Genomic DNA, 22,163 nt, shown 5'->3' with positions numbered 1-22,163 from the left:
AAAGAATGAACACTAAATTAGATAGTATCACGACCCAGTATAGAAAGTTCAACGTCAATCAGGCGTTAACCGAGGGGCAATTGAATGAGTTTATTGATTATTTTGAAGATCAGGATCGTTTATCAAGAACCAGACTAAGTGGTGTTGGAATTGGTTGCGGCTTTGAAACGGGCTTATTGGCGGATACTGCTGCACGAATCTCAGTGGTAAACCCGAACCATCAACAACAGGTACAACAGGCATTCCGATATATTACGATTTCGCAAGGTGTGGGTATTACCACTGATGGGGATCTGATTACATTGCGTCAAAATATTCCCGGATCAAGATCGAAAGAGGTTAAAATAGACGAGGCCGAAAAAAAATATGCCTACTACAGACCCTATTTGGATACCTATAAATATAAGCATTTCTATAGTGGAAATACACAAATGCCGTTATTGGAATTGTTTACCGAGGACGACTATACTACTTTGGTAGGAAATGGCGCTACTGCTACTGCCTTTCATCCTGTATCGGAATTACAACAGGAAGTGCGAAATAAAGTTGTAATTCTATATCTGGAAAGCTATTCGAATGAGGAATCGCCTTGTCAGGATGTGGATTGCGACAATAATGGAGCCGAACAGGTATCGGATCTTAAAGTGCTTTTGGCAAACAGAAGCGACCTGGATTTCTATTCCCTTAACAGTAATGCATATGATAGTATTTATCAACAGTATAATAACTACGAGTTACTTTACAACCAGTTAAAAAATATTGAAGTGCCAAGGGTAATTCTGGATAGAAGTGTAACAACAGAATTGGCTTTACGTACAAAATTTCAGAATGCCATTCAGAGTGGTACGCTTATTTCCGACCTGGATTCTAGTTTTAATGATATTGCGGAGATGTTTGATATCACCATGGATTTTGGTGGATTAGACTTAAGAGGAAAACTGGATCAGGTATTAAATACGACTCCATACGATTATCAGTACCGTTATGATTTGCTAAAAGATTTAGTGGATACATACAATGAAATCAAAGGATTGGTATTGCATCTTAAATCCGAATGTTGTCCGGATATCAACGCATTTCAAAAGCACCTTATGTTAGGACTGGTTGGAGCACCGTTAAATATTGGAGATCATACGGTTTACCGTCATAGTTTTTATAATGCGCCAATCACAACCAATGAAGATGAAAACAAAGAAAAACTGATTTCGTTGGCGAACCGTTTTACGCAAAAACTTAAAAATTTCCAATCGTTTAAAGGCCCAATCGTTATTACACCGTCCAACACGGGGGTTGCGCTAAGTGAAAAAGCCATTCCGTTTTATTATAATGTGAATCTGGATCTGTTAAAAAAATGGAATTTTGAAAAAACAAAAAATTATAAGGAAACCTATAACCTTAGCTACCATAAAACCAATCTGGCAACCGACGATTTTATTCGTAATCCGTTGCTGTACAATATGGATCACAACGATTTTTACAGAGTCGAAGGTTTTGTAGGGATGCCCTATACCATTGCCATGCAAAATATTAATGCCCTTAGGGATAAATATGGATTGGCATTTAAAGTTTCCGGATTATCATTGGAAAAAAGCACTAGCAGATCGCTCAATGCAACGGTTACAACGGCTACTGCCGCAACAGCTACTGTCGCAACTGCGGCAACCACTGGCGCAGTAACCGCTCGGATGAATGGCTTAGATAATGTTACAGCTGCTCAGGCTGATGCTTCAAGTATTGCTTCGGCTGCATCACCTAGTGATGGATCGACGGTACCGGATACTCCTGTTTTACCAGTTGGCCCAGAGTTGACGACCATATCCATCAAGGATCTGAGAGCACAATTGGTCTCGATTTCCAGCGATATTAGTAATCAGGTCAATGCACAGCAAACCTTACGAACGATTTCCGGTTTGGATAATCAGTTGAAATTATTAAATACAATCGATTTTAAAGCGGTTGCCGATTCCGGGATTTCAATTGTAACACAAACGGCCAAAGAAGAAAAGGTAGATACCGAATTTTTAGGTGATTTCCTGGATCTGAAATCAGGATTAGAGCATGGTGGCGGTGTACCGTTTGGAGGTACTTTATACTTGATTTACAGATCGGAAGAGCATAATGCCGTTTTGGCCGATTTCGCATTGCCGTATTTGTGTTGTTCGAAAAAAGATCCGGTATTTATGGCATTGCCTTCTGCTAAATTATGTCAGAATGATGCAAAAGTTCCATTTACGATTATTCCTTTGGATGGCGACATCAAAGCGAATATTGCCGGTAGGGAAGTGAAAGTTGTTACCAAAACCGCAGGGCAGAATTTCTTCGATCCAAGCCTTGTGGCGGCAGCCGATTTAGGTAAAACAATCAGCTTTACCGTTAACGACGATCCAGTGGAAGCAAAAATGATTGTACATGCATTGCCAAATGTAACGGTAACCGCTTCGGAACCAATTCATGGAGAAGTTCCGGATCATCCGGATGCTGAGGTGACCTTTACTGTTGCCGGAACACTTACCAATTTGACCTATGTGATGGATTTTGGTGATGGTAAAAAATCGTCGGGTGCTGTACCATCAGACGGTAAAATCAGGAATACATACAAACTTGTTGCCGGTCAGGAAGAGACTTTCAGACCAACGATTACCATTTCGAACCCTAACAGTTGTTCTAAAAAATATGACCTTAAACCGATTGTAATTAAAGGACAAACCACCGTGAAATGTTTATCCGGTTTAGAAGTTACCATTCAATATCATGACACCAAAGGACCTTGTCCGGGTGGACACGCTTGTAATTCGGCTCGTTTCAAATTATTAGCGAACTCGATCCAACTTGGTAGTGCGGCAAACGGAAGTAATATTGTGAACTTAAATAATGGTAGCGCAGCGCTTCAGCCTGGACAGTCTTATGGGGATGGAGAAACTTCTGGAAGATCTCGTAAATGGACTTACAGTATTTCAGCAGCAGAAGCACAAGCTATTGTTGCGGCAAACCAACCTAACGACGGATTCATTTCGTTCTCATTGGTTTGTGCAGACAGTTCTTGTCACAGCGGTGTAGCGTGGACTACATTGAAATTAGATGGTGCGGTAATTTATAACGGTTGTCCGAAAAATAACTTCCTGACTATTAACCCTTGTACAGGAGAAATAAAGAAATAATATGAGACTGATCGAACAATATGAAAAAGACGGAATCGTCATCGACGTAAACAGTTTGCTAACCACAAGCGATGCCGTTATCGACATAAAACAAATTATGGTAATGAATAATGAAGAGGTTCTTTTTTGTTTTGATACCGTAGAAGATAGGATTATTATGACGCAATCTGCCGATGCTTTTATAGCAAAATACAGGGACTATTTAGGAACGTTGGAGAAAAAGGCAGCTCATGTGGATACGGGTTGTGGATGCAAAAGTTGTAAGTAATAACATCTTTAAAGGATTTATAAAACGCGTCACGCTTGAATACAATCAGGACAAATACTGCGGGACTTATGTTACCGTAATGGAATGCAAAATAACCGCAGTATAACTTCCTGAGAAAGCTGCTAAACCATTTAAATTATTAAAAATGAATTACAATTATCAATTAAATAAGATCGCAACCCAATACCGAAAGTTTAGTAAAGGGCAACGAGTAGAGGATCTACAATTCAACGAGTTCCTGGATTTTTTTGAAGATCAGGACCGCTTGTCCCGGGTTATGCTGGAAGGCGTAGGAATTGTGTGTGGTTTAGAGCCACAACCGATTTACGAAAATGGCCTGCTTACCAAAATGATGCTTTCGCAAGGTGTTGCCATCACTACAGATGGGGATTTGCTTACATTAAACAAGAAAAGCAAAACCCAGGATTTAAGTGGCGACACCTATATGAGCGAACTAAAAGACATGACCATATCCCATAAGGAATTTACACATTGGAGGGTTTATGACAATAGTAAAGCCGTGTATCCGCCATTTTATAATGACGAAACTGAAGATCTGGAGGTAGAGCTTTGGGAATTGGCAACAGCCGAAGAAGCGACAAAGAATTTTAGACCGTTGGCTACGCTTGGCAATTTTGACGACAAATACTTGCTGCTTTATCTTGAAAGTTATGAGAAAGAAGTAAAACCATGTCGTGGCGTGGATTGTGATAATCACGGAATCCAACAAATTCGAAACCTAAAAGTGTTGGTCACAACAAAGGATAGTATAGACCGGATTCTGGCTAAGGATAAGGTTTTCCCGGAACGTGTGATTTCGGGGGACGTAACAACAGCTAAAAAATTAAAACGCGTTATTTTAACGCCGGAATTAAGAACCCCGGAACTGTTAAAACAGGCCTATAAAAATAGTACAACGGAAAGCGATTACAGCTGGATGTTTACAAACATTGATTTTATTTCGGGGAAAATGAACATCCCGTTGGTCGATCGATCCAACTTTGTGAATACGCTAAATCAGCTTGCTAATCAGAATAATAATTTTCAGTATGCCTACGATGTCCTTAAAGACTTAGCGGAAACCTATGCTGAAATTGTCAGATTATTGCCAAGTTCGTTTACGAAAGCCTTGCCCGATGTAGGCTCTTTCCCAAATCACGTGATTCTTGGGAAATTCATTCCAACAGATGGATACGATTATACCAGACATCAGTTTTATAATTCGCCTGTTTTAGACAGCGAAAAAAAGACACTACGGGTTAGGGTGTTAATTGAACGTTTTAATGTATTGACGTTGTCGTTTCGAAATCCGACCAATAATGGTGCTGAAATTACCATTACACCATCACAGAACAAAAGTTCGTTAGGAGATCGTGCCATCCCGTTTTATTATACCATTTCGGATGAGCTTTTGCGCCTTTGGAATTTTGATAAAACTACAAACAGAGCTTTCGATACGAATTTACATTATGATAAAACGAATCTTTCGACTGCACTTAACGTACAAATGCCACTTGATTACAATACGGATAAGATGCCTTATTATCTTATTGAAGGGCATCAGGGCGGTGATTACCGCGAAGTAGTCGACGTGATTCAAACGATAAAAAATACGAAGCAGCTGGGCTTTGAGGTGATGAGTGTGTCACTCGCGCAGCTACAGGATAATAAAGATTTTTATAAGGCTGATTTTGTTGATTTTGTTGGCAAAAATCCAGGATTGGAACATAGAGGTGGCGCTTTTAGCGGCAGTACTTTTGTGTTGGTCTATAAATCGGAAGAAGAACCACAGGTTATTGCCGATTTTGTCTTGCCTTATATCTGTTGTACACCAAAAACACCGATTTCATTAAGCCTTCCATCTGCGACGGTTTGTAAAAATGGAAAACCGATGGTCTTTACCGTAACGCCATCAAATGGCGAAGTAAAAGCTGTTGCCGGAAATGGCCTTCTTGGAGGTGTTAGAAAGATCAACGGACAATATATATTCGATCCCAGCCAGGTTGAAACGGCGTTGCAGAATCAGGAAATCAGTTTTACCGTAAACGGAAAAGCAACCAATTGTAAGGTTAAACTTTTACCAGTGCCAGCGGTAACAATCAGTGCTGTTAAGTTTGATTATCCGGAAGGCGATTCGACGCGAACCGTTGTGACGTTTAACGTTTCAAATACGAATGGAGTAGAATATGATTATCAATGGGATTTTCTGGGTAATGGAAGCTATGTAGCTTTAAAACCGGATGCTGCTGGAAATGTTAAAAATATATTCTTTAATGTCGCCCGAAGAAATCCGATCACGGTGCTGGTTTCAACAGCTAATGGTTGTTCTCAGGTGGTAACGCTTCCAGATTGGTACGTACCCCAACAACCACAAACCGGTACGCCGCCTACGGTAAGTCTTACGCCTTCTCATACAAACTTATATGTACCCGGAGGAAATTATGTGAAAATTTACAGAGAAGTAACAGCGGGCACAGGCCTCATTACGGATGCAAGTTATATATGGTCCTGTGATGATCCTAATGTAATTATTTCTGGAGGGGCCAGTAATCCGGTAGGTGTTACGTTACCGTCTGCCGGAGTCTTTACGGTTAAGTTAACCATTAGAGATTCGGATGGTTTAGAAGGATCCGCTTCTATTGAGCTTAATGTGAAAACACAGGTAACAATTACCAGTTTGAATGTGAGTCCTTTAGAGCCAACTACAAATGATATAATAGCTCTTAATGCAGTCACGAGTAATCCAAGTAATATTCAGGGATTACAATATGAATGGTATTTTAACGGTGAATCGTTAGTGACTTCAACGTCCAATGGGCATACGTTTACAGGACTTAATCCAGGCGAATATACGGTAGGAGTGCGTTTGATAGCTAGCGACGGAGAGTATCATTCATCGGAATTGCATACGGTTCCGTTAATAGTAAGACAAGCGTCAACGCCAACGGGCAACGGAACCTCCTTTATTGCGGGTACAAAAATTAGTATGATAACCGGGCCGAGTAAGAATATAGAAGAGATTCAAGTGGGAGATACTTTAAAATCGTATACGGGTGCGGTTAAGGTGATCGCTAAGGTTGATTATATGGCAAATGTAAGATTATACCGCTTGAATGATGAAGTGCCTTTTATGACAGGACCACATCCTGTTCGTACAGAAAGCGGATGGAAGTCTTACCAGCCGGAAGAAACAAAATTACATCTTCCGACGCTACCAATAGGTGAGTTGGCTTTAGGTGATATACTCTTACGGGAGTTTGAAAAAAGAGAACCGTTGCAAAACAACGAATTTATAACTGGAAATTATCGGGTGTATAATCTTCAGGTTAGTGGAGCAAATGACTATTTTGCCAATGGCTATTCGGTTTACAGTGAAATTCCACAGCCTACATAGGCATTGTAGTCGAACGTAGTAGGTTAAATTAATTGAGGTAGTGAGCAGGTTGAGGTTGTTTTATGACAGGTAAACGAAGGGCCGAAAGGCCCGACGTTTCTGTTTGTTTGATTTTTTGAGAATTTAAAGAAACCACGTTAATGGTTGGAGGGATATTTTACTATCGCCGGTTGTTTTTGCGTCTTGTACTGATGATGTTAAAGAGTTTGGCTACATCTTTTAGGTGTATTTCAAAATCGTCATAATAGTCGTTTAAAGAATGTAGCGTAATAATTCCGTTTTCCACATCGTGGTTGATGATACGTTTTACCAGAATGCCTTTTTCCTTATGGATAATGACAAAGTCCCATTTGTTATAATGCAGTTTGCTCATCCAGAAATCCTGTCTGATATTTCTGCATAATAAAATGTCGCCTTCAAGGTAACTCTCATAGGATCCGTTGTCCATACTGTCGCCTTTGACTTCAAAGCACATGTATTCGCCACGATGCTCGACGTCGTCAGTAAATGGAATGGTAGGTAGGCTCTCCGTGAATTCTTCGTCGGCAAAGCCATTCAGGTAACCGGCTTGCGCGTATTGATTTACAAGCGGCACGTTCATAATCTTTAAATCGGAAAAAATTACAGGTGAACCGTTTTCGTTAGTCGCCTTTTGTTTTTTGGCTAACAGACTTTTCATGAAAAACGCGGTCGTCTCGGGGATTTTTCGTTCGCCTTTTTCCCAGTACTGTATCGCTCTAATACCGACACCAATCGATTTTGATAACTCAGACTGCTTCATGTTCAAGTTTTTTCTGATTTCTTTGAATTCTAAATAGTTCATAATGAGATTTTTGTAAAAATTAAACAAAATAAAACGCAAATTGTACTCTTTTTTGTTTTGTAAACACGAACAAAATTCGCATATTTGTCGTGTAGCATTTAAGATTGATGCAAATATACGAAATATATGCAACATTTAACAGTGTCTTTTTTATCCGTGTAATTAGGTGAGGCTCTTAGAATACAGTGTTTTATTTTGTTTCATTGGGTTGTAGGTGTAAAATGTAAAAACACGAACATAGTGCGTAATCGTGCGCGTTTAAATTTTTTTATGGAACTATTTGCGTAAAAACTATACTAAATATAAAATTTATTTTAATCAATTTCTTTAAACAACCAAATTATTTATCAACCATGAAAAGAAACCGAGAATTAATTGAAAAACGAAAAGAATTCGTTACGAACTATGTGACGGATAATCAAAGCAAGCAAATGAAGGTAATTGTCAATGAATTGACAGAGATGTTGTTTTTATCAGAGCGTACTATTTACAACATCCTTACTGACGATCAAAATGATTACTGAAATTGTACGTCTTGATAAAGGATGGAACCTCTTCTGGTTCTGTCAGGATAACAAAGAACCAGATTCCTTTGGTTCGGTTGTGTATAAAGCCGGAAACTGCAGTAAAAGGCTGTTTAAAATGGAACTACCATTATAAAAGAAGAACAGACGGTGCCGTGCCGGATGTAGCAAGTAGTTAAGTACATTTCTAAAAAAGGGTAACGCCTCTTTGGTTTCTGAAAACAGGCCTGTAAGCCGGTTCTAAGAGACCTGAATCAATGACTATTGTTTCGTGGCGCCTTACAGATACTAAAAAAATAAAGCGAAAAAAGAATAGGTTTTTTAAGCATTGGCTTGGAGAACAGAGGCCTTTTTTGTGCTTTTTGAAACGATACTCCTTTTAGATTAAAGCTTACCAGAACTATAAATACAAATGAAAACCCTAAATAACTATGAAAAGAAAAAAGAAAGCAACTAAAGGAAAGAAAGGAGTGTTTGATGAGCAGGAAAAAGATATTGACGATATTATTGATGATATCGCCTATTTGGATGAACGTCAGAACATTAAAAAAAGCAAAAGCTTTTTAGATAATATGTACCTGATAAATAAGGAAGAATGAATTTGGAAAACTTCAAAATCCTATTTATTGGGACAGCAGTAGCTTTTTCAGGTGGACTATTGCGCGTGTTGATTTCAATCCAGAATAAAGAAAAAAAGCAGCCCTGGGAACACATTGTAACATTGTTGATTGTGATAATCGTGGGCTTTACGATGAGTTATGTCATGCATAAAGCGAATGTAAACGACAAGTGGTATTCTACAGGGATGCTTTTTGTTCTGGGTTATGGGTATGATAAATTTCTGAAAATGATTACCACAAATCTTCCAAGCTGGATCGATAAAGCGGTAAAAGCCTATATAGAAAAAACATACGGAGTGAATACAGGCAAAAACCCAAATGAGAAAGAAGATAATGACGATGTGAAATAGTTAAAAAAAGGATAACGGATGAAAATAATAAGTCATGATTTTCCTGAAGATCAATATTACAGGGAAGTCACAAAAAAAAAAGGAATTGTGCTGCATCATACCGTCTCTGGCGACTCGGTCTTGGGCGATATCGAATGGTGGAAATCCACTGCGGAACGTGTTGCAACACCTATAATCATCGCTAGAGATGGCGGAATCCATCAGTTGTATTCTTCGCAATATTGGGCCCATCATTTAGGAATAAAACAGGAACACTTTAAACGATTTGAACTGCCGGCATTAAATACCCAGCGTAATAAAGAATTTATCGGGATTGAACTCGATAGCTGGGGCGGATTGACCACTAAAAACGGTAAGTTTTATTCATTCTCCGGTCAGGAGGTAAAAAAAGAAAATGTGACGTTTTATGAAAAAGCATTCCGCGGTTACCAGTATTTTGAAAAATATACAACGGCTCAGATCACATCCTTAAGAGAACTATTGGAATATTGGGGCGAACGTTACGCAATTCCGTTAGACTATAAAGGACCGATTATGTTCGAATGCAACAAAAGAGCTTTAAGTGGTGAAAGCGGAATTTGGGCACATGTTTCTTTCAGGCCGGATAAATCAGATGTGCATCCGCAGAAAGAACTCATCGATATGCTGAAAGCATTGGCATAAAAAACTGAAAACGCGATATAAAAATAAAGAAAATGAGAGATAAGGTGCTGTTCTATGCTTTTGGTATTTTGATTTTGATCATCCTCGGATTAAACATTCGAATGTATTTTTTAAAAAAAGAACTCAATGTTGTACTCCAACAACAGATTGACGAACTGGAATTACTGAAAGAACAGAATGTAACGAAATTGGATAGTATCGAACTGCTGAAAAAAAAGCAGTTGACGCTAATCGCTGAAAACGAAAAATCACTTTATGAGGAGATTGTCTGGGCAAAAGAAAATAATATGCGTTATGAACAAATTAAAAAAAATATTAGGAATTCTAATGATGCTGACAGCCTGGCACGCCAGCTCACAAAACGCTATTCAGAAAGATAGTGTTGTGATTGCTAAAGACATCGCCCGAAAGGTGCTCATTGACCTGGCCGATTACGATCGGCTTAGGGTAAATAAGGTTGAAGAAAACCTCGAAAAATGTATCGAAATCCAAAAAGAAAAAGATGTATTGATCAGCTTTATGACGCAGCAAAACAAGCTTATGGAAAATTCGCTACAGCTAACGGAGAAGCAGTTAAAGATCAAAGAGGAACAATTTAAGACCGCGAAAAGTACTACCGGTAGTGGTTTTTTGTATGGCTTGGGCGGCCTGGCTATTGGCCTGGTTGTAGGTGTATTACTGCTGCATTAAAACAACAAAAAAATAAGAGTTGCAACTACAGAATTGAACGGGCAAAAAAGTTCAAAACAAAATAAAAATAGTTCAATTTTGTAATGCTTAATAACCTGGTAATACCGAAAACGCTATAAGTAATACCTACTGCAACTACAGAATTCAAAACAAAAAAATACCCCGGATTGAGATAAAATAGTTGAATTTTGCAAGTGTGTAAAAGTAGTAAAATTCTTTCAGATTAAATTCAAAAACAAAATAGCTTTTGCTAATAAAAACAACCAAAAAATACAAATAAATGGTTCAATATGACAAGGGCATATTGAAAAACATTTGCACATGAATTATGAAAAATATTACGACAAGAGAAGAACTTAAAACGTATTTTGAAACGGGCGACCGTCCTACGGAGGGAGAGTTTTCAGAATTGATTGACAGTTATGTTCATTTAAAAGAACTTAATTTCGGACTAACACTCAGATCCTCGGCAGAAACGTACAATAAGTATTATGATTTTTATAGATCAGAAAATCTTCCAAACACTTCGGTAGGGCATTTAATTGTTGAATCGGTAGAAGGCAGAGAACCGGAAAACATACATGGTTATACGCATATTCTGGGGCAAACGGTACTATACAAAAAAATGCATATTACCCTGGAAGGATTGGATGGAGTAGCGGATATCATGGAGTATGAGCCAAAAGTGATCATAAAACGCTATAAACAGAAAAAGAAACTGAAAAGCGGTAATATGAGAAAGGCACATTTCGCCCAGGAACGGGAAATGGATGCCAAACAATGGAATCGAAAATCGGTATATGTGATAGATGCAAAAGAATCGGTTCTGGATTTGGAACCCATTCATTATTTCAAACCGAATTATGAAGGAGAATACAAAGGATTTTCACCTTCGGGTAGCCGCTTTAAACCAGGAGATTTTAAGTTCACAACACATGGAAAGCCTTTTGTTCCGGCTCAAATTATGCTGGAAATAATGATCAACGGAAGACCGTACCGATCATTGCCGGTAGCTTTTAAAATTGTTTTAGGATCTTCAGGACCGGGTGATGCCATAAATTATATTGTTGGTTAATAGGTCATAGCAAAATTGTATCCAGAGGGACTTTCCTTCGGGAGTAACCCTTGAGCTTGCTCATGGGATGCTCGCAGGGAACGACTCTTGGGAAAACCCTTGAGATGTTCCGTACGAGAATTACCCTCTGGTTTTTTTCAAACCCAAAACAAATTAAATATAGAATATCCAGAGGGACTTTCCTTCGGGAGTAACCCTTGAGCTTGCTCATGGGATGCTCGCAGGGAACGACTCTTGGGGAAACCCTTGAGATGTTCCGTACGAGAATTACCCTCTGGTTTTTTTCAAACCCAAAACAAATTAAATATAGAATATCCAGAGGGACTTTCCTTCGGGAGTAACCCTTGAGCTTGCTCATGGGATGCTCGCAGGGAACGACTCCTGGGGAAACCCTTGAGACGTTCCGTACGAGAATTACCCTCTGGTTTTTTCAAAAACAAAAAATATAAATCTTGTCGGATAGGGCGCTCCGTTTTCGAAAATCACCTTTGATTCTGGGGAACACTAATCTGCTGCTTCATGGGATTTTTCCAGGGGAAAGATTCTGAAAACTCATAAGACGATCTGTCTGGGGTCGGCCTTCCGACAGGGTTTTATACGTAACAATACGGGCTCTAAAATTTACAAGGAATAACAGCTTGTAAATTTTCCTTTATTATCCGGACACTTATGGGTTCGTTATAGGTAAAAGGGGGTGTTTTATATCGATTTTTCCGACTAAGGACGAATCAAATGGCCTTTCAAAAGCCGCAACGCATTCCTATGGGCTTCGTTTTTCGAAACGGTTGCAATCACAATTCCACTAAAAATACCTTTTTAGTACATCAACTTTAGAGTAATAAATTTTATAAATACAAGTATATGGCGACACCTCTTAATGACATATTACAGTGGTTCTTACAAGGTAAGAAACCAACACAGTCAAATTTTGACGAAACATTCCGGTCTTTCTGGCATAAAGATGAGATCATTCCGGCAAACAAAATTGAAGGTCTTGATACGAGTCAGATGGTGGCGAAAACAGAATTTACAGCACACCTTGCCGATCAGCAGGCACATGCTGTTTTGCTGGCTTCCAAAGAAAATATCGGAAACAAACAAAACAGTCTGACACCAGACAACACGGGAACAAAATTTCCAACCGTTGATGCGGTAAATGGAGCTATTGGAAATATTGCAAATGCAATCGACATCATAAACGGACACGCAGTATAATGGGAACAATTGCAGATAAACTAATTTATTTAGGACAAACAAAAACTGAAATACGAAATGCCATGGCAGCTAAAGGGGTAACCATTTCGGAGGAAACACCTTTTAGAGATTATGCCGGTAAGATTCTGGAAATTAAAACAGAAACCGGTGAAAACCCGTTGCAATGGAGACGCCCGGCCGATTGGTTGCGTATCGAAGACAAGGTAGTTGCCGGCAATCAGAAATTTGTAGGGTTACACGCCATATTTGAAGATAGTAATTTTATATCGCTTTCGGCTACGGGTAATTATACGGTCGATTGGGGGGATGGCGTAACCGAAAATTATGCTTCAGGCGTTCAGGCCTATCATAGCTATTCGTACAGCTCCTTCCCAGGAACGGAAAGTACGCGCGGTTATCGTCAGGCTATTGTTACGGTGACACCTCAAACCGGACAAAATCTGACCAACATAAATCTGCAAAGAAAACACAAACAAGCCGGTTTGAATGTATACAGTAGCGGATGGTTGGATATCCGCGTGAGTGGAACGTCAATGAGTAGTATGAATATTGGCGGATCGATACTAACGAATGCCTATTTGGAAGCGTTTAATTATCTAGGAGGAAGTTCGATAGCCAGTTACAACCGCTTTTTTTACGGATGTTCACAATTACAATCCGTAGCATTCTCGGATACGGCAAAGGGTAGCGATTTTAGCTCGATGTTTGAATCCTGTACCTTTTTAAAAACGGTTCCGTTATTCGATACGGCAAACGGAACGAATTTTAGCGGTATGTTCTACGGATGTGCGTCGCTACAAAGTGTTCCGACTTTTGATACAGCCAAAGGATTGGATTTTAGCATCATGTTTTCATTCTGTACGTCACTCCAAAACGTTCCCGCATTGAATACGATCAATGGAACCGTATTCATTAGTATGTTCGAATCGTGTGTGTCTTTAAGAACCATTCCACTACTCAATACGTCAAAAGGAACCGATTTTAGTTATATGTTTCAGGGATGTCCGTCCTTACAAACCGTGCCTTTATTTGACACAGGAAAAGGAACGGATTTCAGTAATATGTTTTCCGGATGTACCGGATTGCAAACGATTCCTTTATTTAAAACATCTGCGGGAACAACTTTTAGCAACACATTCACCAACTGTGCTTCGCTAAACAGAGCAGCATTATCAGGAGCCAAAAATACAATTTCCTATGCGGGTTGTAAGCTTTCTAAAGCGGCTTTGGTTGAGGTGTTTAGTAACCTGGCATCGGGCGTAACCTCAAAAACGGTAACGATTACAAATAACTGGGGAGCGCCATTGTTAACCGCGAGCGATAAAGCGATTGCAACCGGTAAGGGATGGACTATTGTAGGATAAAACAAATAAAATTATGATAACAAATACAACCGAATTTTTTATTGAAATAATTGCCGAAGAAGGTAGGGAATTATATAACGGAGAACAAACCGCAAACAGAGTTACAGCGCCTGTCGGTACCGATTTAAGCGATTGGATCGAAAGAGAGCAACAGGTGCAAGAGATTATCACGGAATCGTAGATTGTTTTCGATATCGTATCCGTATCGAGCAGCATTATATCGGTTACCGCTAAAAATGGACGAATCAGCAACCACTAATAAACAACAAGTAGTATAATGGGAACAATTGCAGACAAACTAACCTATTTAGGACAAACGAAAGCTGAAATTCGGGATGCGATTATCGCAAAAGGAGTAACGATTCCAGACAAAATGGCCTTTAGAGAATATGCCGGAAAAATCCGTGAGATCTCTGTTGATGGTAATGAAGATCCGGTCGAATGGAAGCGCCCGGACGATTGGTTGCGCATTGAAAACAGAGTGGAAGAAGGCGAACAAAAGTTCGTAGGACTACACGCGATATTTGAAGATAGTAATTTTATTACACTTGCGGCTACCGGCGATTATACGGTTGACTGGGGGGATGGAAAGATCGAAAATTTTAGCTCAGGATCGTTGGCTTCACACTTCTATTCGTATGAAGATTTCAAAAAAACAGAGAGATCCCTGGGTTATCGCCAGGCGATAGTCACTGTGACGCCTCAGAAAGAACACGTACTAACAAGCATCAGTTTACGGGAACGACATCCTAATGCCGGTACGGGTTCGTATAGTTCCGGATGGCTGGATATCCGGGTGAGCGGTGAAACTATTTCCGATTTTAGGATTAGCGGAGGCGCTGTATCACACCGATATCTGGAATATTTTTGTTTTTTAGGGCACAGTTCCATAACCGATTTTACCAAGTTTTTTGCGGGATGTACCGCTTTGCAATCGGTTTCATTGTCGGAAAGTACAGCCAAAGGAGAAAAATTTAGTCAGATGTTTCAGGAGTGTTTGACTTTAAAAAATGTCCCGTCATTTGATACGACAAGTGGCGTTGATTTTAACAGCATGTTTGCTAGTTGTTATGACTTACAGGCGGTTGGGTTATTAGAGACTGCAAAGGGACGCGATTTTAGTTATATGTTCCAGAATTGCTTTTCTCTGGTAACCGTTCCGCAGTTCGATACGTCCGAAGGCGTAACTTTTTCCAACATGTTTATGTCATGTGTCAGTCTTAAAAGTGTACCGTTATTAAACACGGCAAATGGAACGGACTTTGGCTATATGTTTGGAACGTGTATCGGTCTTAAAAGCATACCGTTGTTAAACCTGGCAAATGGAACGAATTTCGAATACATGCTTGCATCCTGTTACAGGTTGGAAAATGTTCCAGTATTGGATATGTCCAAAGGTGAAAATTTTTACGCCATGTTTGCCAACTGTGTTTTACTGGAAAGTATCCCATTAGTCGACACGTCAAGCGGAACTAATTTTTATGCCATGTTTATGAACTGTAGTTCCCTGAAAACAATTCCGCCTCTGAATACATCTAATGGGAATATTTTTTCCAATATGTTTAACAGATGCCTGAGGTTGCAAACCATTCCTTACCTGGATACTTCAAGTGGCGTTGATTTTAGTGTAATGTTTGTGGAATGCAATGCATTAGAGTCGATTCCGGCTTTGAAAACGGAAAAAGGAACGAGTTTTATCGGCATGTTTGGCAATTGTGGAAACTTAAGTAAAGCCTCATTGGCAGAAATCAGAAAATCAATTGATTATAGTAACTGTAAGCTTTCGAGAAATGCTCTGGCAGATATTTTTAAGCATTTGGGACCAGGGGAAGATCGTCCAACAATTAGAATTTCAAATAACTGGGGTGTTCCTTTTCTGGCACCGGAAGATCGGGATGTTGCGATTAAAAAAGGATGGATTATCGTGGAATAAAAAAACAAGATTTTAATATGACAAGTTTAGCAGAAATCAGTAGCTGGTTTAAAACCAGTACAAAACCATCGCAAATACAATTTTGGTTGGCATGGGACTCGTTTTGGCATAAAGAAGCGGCTATTCCACAGGCGAATATCCAGGATCTCGAAACCGATCTGGCACATAAAGCAAGTCTAAACGGCGGAAATACCTTTACAGGAAAGCAAATTATAGAAGGCAATCTGGCTATAAAAGGAACGATAACGTCGGATTTTGAATGGTTCTCAGATTTTGGTGATCCGGACAACGCTAACATGTATTTTGAAAAAGAAAATCTTTTTTCGGAATATCCCGAGTTTAACAGATTGTTCTTTTTTACCATAGCTCCAGACAGCTTTGATATCAACATACAAAACGAAATGATTCCCGTACGACTATCGGTCGACGGTGTTTCGAAAAACTATGTTTTTACAAAAAATGAACGTTTTAATGCGCTAACCGGTTATGGCCCTATGTGGACGATGCCGGCCCTGACAAATTATACCGATATTTATTTAGACGGAGCCATTATAAATAAAAGCACACCCAGTTCGGTTCGGTTAAACCTGCCGGCGGATACCGATCAGAAAGGAAAATTCCTATATGATAATGTCGTTCAGGTACAACCCAACGGAACCTTAAAAGCAGTAGCACCTGTAGTGCCAACTATCGATGCCGTACTTACAGCAAGCGATAATACGATACAAAACACGATCGAATTTAGAACAAACGATAATCGTAATAGAAACGCGATTAACGGTGAAGGCGTGGTAATGGGCTATACGGCAAACAACAGATCGGACAACGACCGCTATGCTTCCTATAAACTGGATGGAATACGTTTTGAATCGCATTTCAATAATCCGGTGGCAAAATATGCGGTATCGGTTGCACCTAATGTAGCACAGGGCAATGTAGACCGGGTAGACGTTGTGCTACCGAAAAAAAGCGGTCATGTACCCGTTAAATCCGAATTGCCGGACTTAGGACATCGAACGATTGCGACTACGGCATCCCGATTAACCGATTCGCAATTACGAACATTAATTACACCTTTGGATACTAGTGGGGGCGACAATAGAGCGTTGCATACCACTTTGGTATATAACGGCACCGTGAATGCAATCTGGAGCATTCCGGTAGAAAATGCTGCCAGTTACCGGTATACCATCATCAATAACACCGGAAACACCATAACCATCAACCGGGCTGGAGCAACCACACTTTGGATCGCGGGCCTATCGAATACTTCGGTAACAATCCCGGCAAGCGGATGGGCGGAAATTATTGGAAGTGACAAAGAAAACAGATTCTATTTCAGAATTTATTAAAAAGACAAACGCTACTACATAGAATCATATCTGGCCGCGAGTTAAAGACACTTTAATATCGGGTCAAAATGCAGCATCAGAAGGTTTGAGATAATAATAAATAGTGTAACAAAAGCCCCGACACTTACCATAAAGTCTAAGATAATCAGACCATCTTCAGATAGAGGACGAATTCGGCATCCATAACAGGAAGCGGACGGTCTCTTGCTATAATAAATGTGGGTAGGGTAGTAATTTAAATACATAACAAAATATGGCAACACCACTTGATCAAATATTGCAATGGTTTTTACAAGGTAAAAAACCAACACAATCACAATTTGACGCAACATTCCGGTCGTTCTGGCATAAGGAGGAAACCATTCCGGCGAATAAAATCGAGGGTTTTAACCTGGAACTGGATCAAATGGTGACGAGAACGCAATTTGCGGAGCATCTCACCGATGCACAGGCACATGTTGCTTTGGTGGTATCCAGAGAAAATAACGGAAACAAACAAAACAGTCTGGCTCCGGACACTACCGGAACAAAATTTCCTACCGTCGATGCGGTGAATGGCGCTATCGGAGCGATAACAAATGCGCTGGATGCCATTAATGGACAAATAATATAAAAGAATGGGAACAATCGCAGATAAATTAATACATCTGGGGCAAACAAAAAATGAAATACGGGATGCCATTATTTCGAAAGGCGTGACGGTTTCTGAGGAAACGACCTTTCGGGATTATGCCGGGAAGATCCGTGAAATAACCACCGATGGAGGGGAAACGGATCCACCGGATTGGGTACGTCCTAAAGATTGGTTGCCAATAGAACACCGGGTAGTGGAAGGCGAACAGAAGTTTGTAGGATTGCATGCCATATTGGAAGATAGCAATTTTATAGCGCTTTCCGCTACGGCCGACTATACAGTGGATTGGGGTGATGGAAATATCGAAAATTTCACATCCGGTGCATTGGCGTCCCATGTTTATGCGTTCGATTCCTTTAAAGGAGCCGATACGTCTGGCGGTTTCCGACAGGCTATAGTTACCGTTACGCCCCAATCTGGCCAGGCGCTGACAAGTATTAATTTACAGCGAAGACACCGACAACCTTCCCTTACGTATTATAGTACCGGATGGATGGATATTCGAATGAGTGGTGAAAACATGACCAGTCTTACTATTGGTGGATCAACGCTTTATCATGGCTACCTGGAAGCATTTTGCTTTATCGGTCGCAATGCGATTACCAGTTTTCGCCGGTGTTTCTCTGCCTGCAATCTGTTACAGTCGGTTGTGATAAACGATACGTCAAGTGCAACCGATTTTGGTTACATGTTCGCATCTTGTTCGGCACTGGAGAAAGTGCCTGTATTCGACACATCTAAAGGAATGGATTTCGGATATATGTTTCAATCCTGTATTGCCCTGAAAAAAGTACCCTTACTGGATACTTCAAACGGAATAAGTTTTAGCAGCATGTTTGCTTCATGTATGGCATTGCAAACCATTCCGCTGTTCGACACCGCAAAGGGAAGAAGTTTTAACGGCATGTTTTTAGGATGTACGGCTTTACAAACGGTTCCGGTATTGGATACGTCCAGCGGAACAGAATTTACCAGTATGTTTTTAGAATGTAAGGCATTAAAAACCATACCGTTATTAAATACCGAAAATGGAATTGAATTTATCGGAATGTTTTCATCCTGTACGCTATTGCGAACCATCCCTTTGTTGGATACAAGAAAGGGAGTCGAGTTTCGGGCGATGTTTCATTCGTGCAGTGTTCTGGAAACGGTTCCTTTATTGAATACCTCGGAAGGCGTTGGTTTTAGCGACATGTTTGCCAATTGTGGTTCCCTGCGGAAAGCAGCCTTTTTCGGGACTAAAAATAAAATCGATTATTCGTCCTGTAAATTCTCACAACCAGCACTGGTCGAGATATTCAAAAATTTAGCCTCCGGAGTCGTGTCTAAAACAATTACGATTACAAATAACTGGGGATCACAATTACTAACGGTCGACGAAAGAGCGATTGCTACAAACAAAGGGTGGACTATTGTCGGATAAAACGATAGTTCATAAAGGCATTATTCCGAAATAATACGAAAGTTTTATAGCATGAATTACAGAATAAATCAGGTTTAACACCGGGAGAGAACGGGTTTAAATCAATACAAATACAGTTCTGAACAAAATGGGATTCGTTTTGAAATAAAGACGAAATAATGCTGCATTCCCATGGACAAAATTGTATAACCAACCTAAACAGTAAAGTCAAAAAAGTAGTGGAAGCTGATTTGGCATCGAAGATACAAATGTACCGGGATTGAGATACGGAAAAACAAACGCGATACATCCGTTTCGACATCACTGCTGATACGGATAAAAAGCGGAACACGATAAAACGTTCCTGTTTAACTGCCACAGGAGTACGAATAACTGGATACGAATACCTTTTATTTCGGGAGGAAGATGGGATTAGAATAATAACCAAATAAATACAACAAATTATGGGAAAATTGAAAAGCTGGACTTTGTTCACGGTAGTAATCATTTTGGCTGTAATCGATCAGACAACAGATATCATGCCTGTGTTTTTAAAACAGATCAATGCACCGGAATGGGTGGGTTCTGTCTTAAGAATCTTTGTGGCCGTTTGCGGAGCACTTAAATTACGATTACAGGAACCACCGGCAAAACAAACGAATAACGAATCGGCACCAATGGTGTAGATAGGTAGCTGTCGAAGCCGGATATCGAAAGCCGTCCGGTATTTTGACACAAACAATAGGGTTTGAAAAAACAACTGTCGGTCTGTGTGCAGACATTCAGGTCGGATAACGAAATCCGGTACTAAAACGAATGGAGGTCAAACCCTTAAAAATAGTACTATTTATTGAATTTAAAGGAGAATTATGGCAAATAAGAATATTTTAAAAAATTGGTTTAAAACAGGGTTGTTTCCAACACAATCTCAGTTTTGGGAATGGATGGAAAGCTATTGGCATAAAGACGATGTTATTCCACAAGCTCAAATTCAGAATCTTAGAACCGATCTTGATAATAAAGCAGACAAAGCAGCTATCGGCGCTCATATGACGGATACGAATGCTCATGCCGATCTATTTGCTAAGGTTGCGACTCCGTATCGGTTTTTACCGGTTTTTCCAACCGCAGATACGTCTGAATTACAGGTTGAGGCACTTAAAAATACCACGCTGAATGCCGTCATGTATATGGGACAAATCGATATGGATGTGATTCAACTGGACCCGATAACCGGGACTTTATCGAATTGGGATTTTAGAGCAAACACACAATATATAATACTTTATACAAAACGATAATATGAAAATCAACGAACACGGTAAAACAATTAAGACAGGAGACGACGTAATCATTACGGAGTTTCGCGGTGGTGTGAGTGCTACAGCTGTTATGCAGGTTCCTGAGGATTCCGAGACTCATATATTACCGGAAGTAGAGCTGAAAAGACGTATTCGTTTTAACCCGGAAACCGGGAAATTCGAAGGTCATAATGGAATTGAATGGACTGCTCTGGGTTTTGATCAACAACTAAAAGACGCGGTCGATTATATAACGGCTGGTCTTCCAAATAAAGCCGATCTTGTCGACGGAAAAATACCACTTTCTCAAATTAACGACGCACTTGTTGGGTCGGTTAATTATCAGGGAATTTATGACGCAACAACAAATACTCCGGCCTTACCCGTAGCATCGGCTAATAAAGGAAAATATTGGGTGGTAAATGTAGCCGGAACGCAACAGGGCGAAAATTATAAAATAGGTGATTGGGTAATTTCCAATGGTACGGTTTGGGGACGTGTGCCGAAAGCAGTTGATGTGGATAGTACGCCAACTGCCGGAAGTAATAATGCCGTTTCCAGTGCCGGAGTTGCAGATGCACTCGCTTTAAAGGCAAATACAGCCGCTGTAAATGCAGGATTGGATTTAAAAGCCAATATTGTTGATGTGAACATCAAATTGGCCGATAAAATCAGTATTGTAGATCTGAATAACGGATTGGCTACAAAAGCCAATCTGATCGATCTGGATACCAAGGCCAACATTGCCGATGTCAACATCAAATTAGCGGAAAAAATTAGTGCTGTTCAATTTGAAGAAGGTTTGGCCGAAAAAGCGAGCTTAAGCGATTTGGCGGTAAAAGCCAATATCACGGATTTGAATTTAAAAGCGAGTAAAGACGAGTTAACTTCCGGTTTAGCTGTCAAAGCAAATGTAACGGATCTTGAAGCCAAAGCCAATATTACCGATGTCAACGCAAAACTAGCGGAAAAAATTAGTGCTGTTCAATTTGAAGAAGGTTTGGCTGAAAAAGCAAGTCTAAGCGATTTGGCGTTAAAAGCCAATATCACGGATTTGAATTTAAAAGCAAGTAAAGACGAGTTGACTTCCGGTTTAGCTGTAAAAGCAAATGTTGCGGATCTTGAAGCCAAAGCAAATATTACCGATGTCAACATCAAATTAGCGGAAAAAATTAGCGCTGTTGAATTTGAAGAAGGTTTATCGGAAAAAGCGAATTTAAGCGATTTAGCGGTCAAAGCCAATATCACGGATTTGAATTTAAAAGCAAGTAAAGACGAGTTGACTTCCGGTTTAGCTGTAAAAGCAAATGTTGCGGATCTTGAAGCCAAAGCAAATATTACCGATGTCAACATCAAATTAGCGGAAAAAATTAGTGTCGTTCAATTTGAAGAAGGTT

General features: G+C 39.9%; 21 protein-coding genes. 20 read left to right on the top strand and 1 reads right to left on the bottom strand.

What is annotated here, in order from left to right:
- Positions 1-5 precede the first annotated feature (5 nt).
- From E6C50_RS17230 to E6C50_RS17220, 3 genes are all read left to right on the top strand, one after another.
- Positions 6-3,158 carry a hypothetical protein gene (locus tag E6C50_RS17230; protein ID WP_136404493.1) on the top strand — a complete coding sequence of 1,051 codons (3,153 nt, stop codon included), beginning with the start codon at positions 6-8 and terminating at the stop codon, positions 3,156-3,158.
- 1 nt (position 3,159) lies between these two features.
- Positions 3,160-3,426, top strand: coding sequence for a hypothetical protein (locus E6C50_RS17225; protein WP_136404492.1), 267 nt, complete (start codon positions 3,160-3,162; stop codon positions 3,424-3,426).
- 145 nt (positions 3,427-3,571) lie between these two features.
- Positions 3,572-6,820, top strand: a complete 3,249-nt coding sequence (locus E6C50_RS17220; RefSeq protein WP_136404491.1) for a PKD domain-containing protein — start codon at positions 3,572-3,574, stop codon at positions 6,818-6,820.
- A 160-nt stretch (positions 6,821-6,980) separates the two neighbouring features.
- Here the strand turns inward: E6C50_RS17220 and E6C50_RS17215 are convergent, their stop codons facing one another.
- Positions 6,981-7,643 (bottom strand): LexA family transcriptional regulator, encoded by a 663-nt coding sequence (locus E6C50_RS17215; RefSeq protein ID WP_262712835.1) that lies wholly within the window; start codon positions 7,641-7,643, stop codon positions 6,981-6,983.
- 353 nt (positions 7,644-7,996) lie between these two features.
- Here E6C50_RS17215 and E6C50_RS17795 point away from each other — a divergent pair, with 353 nt between their 5' ends.
- The 17 genes from E6C50_RS17795 to E6C50_RS17145 form a co-directional block, all read left to right on the top strand.
- The gene (locus E6C50_RS17795) at positions 7,997-8,167 is read left to right on the top strand and encodes a hypothetical protein (RefSeq protein WP_168732850.1); all 171 of its coding nucleotides are present in this window, start codon (positions 7,997-7,999) and stop codon (positions 8,165-8,167) included.
- A gap of 431 nt (positions 8,168-8,598) precedes the next feature.
- Positions 8,599-8,766, top strand: coding sequence for a hypothetical protein (locus E6C50_RS17790; protein ID WP_168732849.1), 168 nt, complete (start codon positions 8,599-8,601; stop codon positions 8,764-8,766).
- Positions 8,763-9,137, top strand: coding sequence for a hypothetical protein (locus E6C50_RS17210; RefSeq protein ID WP_136404489.1), 375 nt, complete (start codon positions 8,763-8,765; stop codon positions 9,135-9,137). Before E6C50_RS17790 ends, E6C50_RS17210 begins: the two co-directional genes overlap by 4 nt.
- Before the next feature lie 18 nt (positions 9,138-9,155).
- Entirely contained in the window at positions 9,156-9,800 is a 645-nt protein-coding gene (locus E6C50_RS17205; protein ID WP_136404488.1) for an N-acetylmuramoyl-L-alanine amidase, read from the top strand.
- Positions 9,801-9,832: 32 nt separating this feature from the next.
- Entirely contained in the window at positions 9,833-10,180 is a 348-nt protein-coding gene (locus tag E6C50_RS17200; protein WP_136404487.1) for a hypothetical protein, read from the top strand.
- Positions 10,095-10,490: a hypothetical protein gene (locus E6C50_RS17195; protein WP_168732848.1), complete on the top strand. Its 396-nt coding sequence runs from the start codon at positions 10,095-10,097 to the stop codon at positions 10,488-10,490. The genes E6C50_RS17200 and E6C50_RS17195 overlap by 86 nt, the downstream gene beginning before the upstream one ends.
- A 328-nt stretch (positions 10,491-10,818) precedes the next feature.
- On the top strand, positions 10,819-11,565 hold the full coding sequence (locus tag E6C50_RS17190; protein WP_136404485.1) for a hypothetical protein: 747 nt from the start codon (positions 10,819-10,821) through the stop codon (positions 11,563-11,565).
- Between the two features lie 861 nt (positions 11,566-12,426).
- Complete coding sequence (locus E6C50_RS17185; RefSeq protein ID WP_136404484.1) at positions 12,427-12,780, top strand: hypothetical protein; 354 nt, start codon at positions 12,427-12,429, stop codon at positions 12,778-12,780.
- Positions 12,780-14,144, top strand: a complete 1,365-nt coding sequence (locus E6C50_RS17180) for a BspA family leucine-rich repeat surface protein (RefSeq protein WP_136404483.1) — start codon at positions 12,780-12,782, stop codon at positions 14,142-14,144. Before E6C50_RS17185 ends, E6C50_RS17180 begins: the two co-directional genes overlap by 1 nt.
- Before the next feature lie 13 nt (positions 14,145-14,157).
- A complete protein-coding gene (locus E6C50_RS17785; protein WP_168732847.1) occupies positions 14,158-14,325 on the top strand; it encodes a hypothetical protein in 168 nt (55 codons plus the stop codon).
- Positions 14,326-14,421: 96 nt separating this feature from the next.
- Positions 14,422-16,077 (top strand): BspA family leucine-rich repeat surface protein, encoded by a 1,656-nt coding sequence (locus E6C50_RS17175; RefSeq protein WP_136404482.1) that lies wholly within the window; start codon positions 14,422-14,424, stop codon positions 16,075-16,077.
- A 17-nt stretch (positions 16,078-16,094) separates the two neighbouring features.
- Positions 16,095-17,429, top strand: a complete 1,335-nt coding sequence (locus E6C50_RS17170) for a hypothetical protein (protein ID WP_136404481.1) — start codon at positions 16,095-16,097, stop codon at positions 17,427-17,429.
- Positions 17,430-17,682: 253 nt separating this feature from the next.
- Positions 17,683-18,042 (top strand): hypothetical protein, encoded by a 360-nt coding sequence (locus tag E6C50_RS17165; RefSeq protein WP_136404480.1) that lies wholly within the window; start codon positions 17,683-17,685, stop codon positions 18,040-18,042.
- Between the two features lie 4 nt (positions 18,043-18,046).
- Entirely contained in the window at positions 18,047-19,486 is a 1,440-nt protein-coding gene (locus E6C50_RS17160) for a BspA family leucine-rich repeat surface protein (RefSeq protein WP_136404479.1), read from the top strand.
- A gap of 443 nt (positions 19,487-19,929) precedes the next feature.
- Positions 19,930-20,151, top strand: coding sequence for a hypothetical protein (locus tag E6C50_RS17155; protein ID WP_136404478.1), 222 nt, complete (start codon positions 19,930-19,932; stop codon positions 20,149-20,151).
- 183 nt (positions 20,152-20,334) lie between these two features.
- Positions 20,335-20,766, top strand: coding sequence for a hypothetical protein (locus tag E6C50_RS17150; RefSeq protein WP_136404477.1), 432 nt, complete (start codon positions 20,335-20,337; stop codon positions 20,764-20,766).
- Position 20,767: 1 nt separating this feature from the next.
- The coding region (locus E6C50_RS17145; protein ID WP_136404476.1) for a hypothetical protein at positions 20,768-22,163 on the top strand (1,396 nt) is incomplete at its 3' end.

The organism is Flavobacterium supellecticarium (genome assembly GCF_004801375.1).
Lineage (GTDB): Bacteria > Bacteroidota > Bacteroidia > Flavobacteriales > Flavobacteriaceae > Flavobacterium > Flavobacterium supellecticarium.
This window is presented reverse-complemented; position numbering and strand designations above follow the sequence as displayed.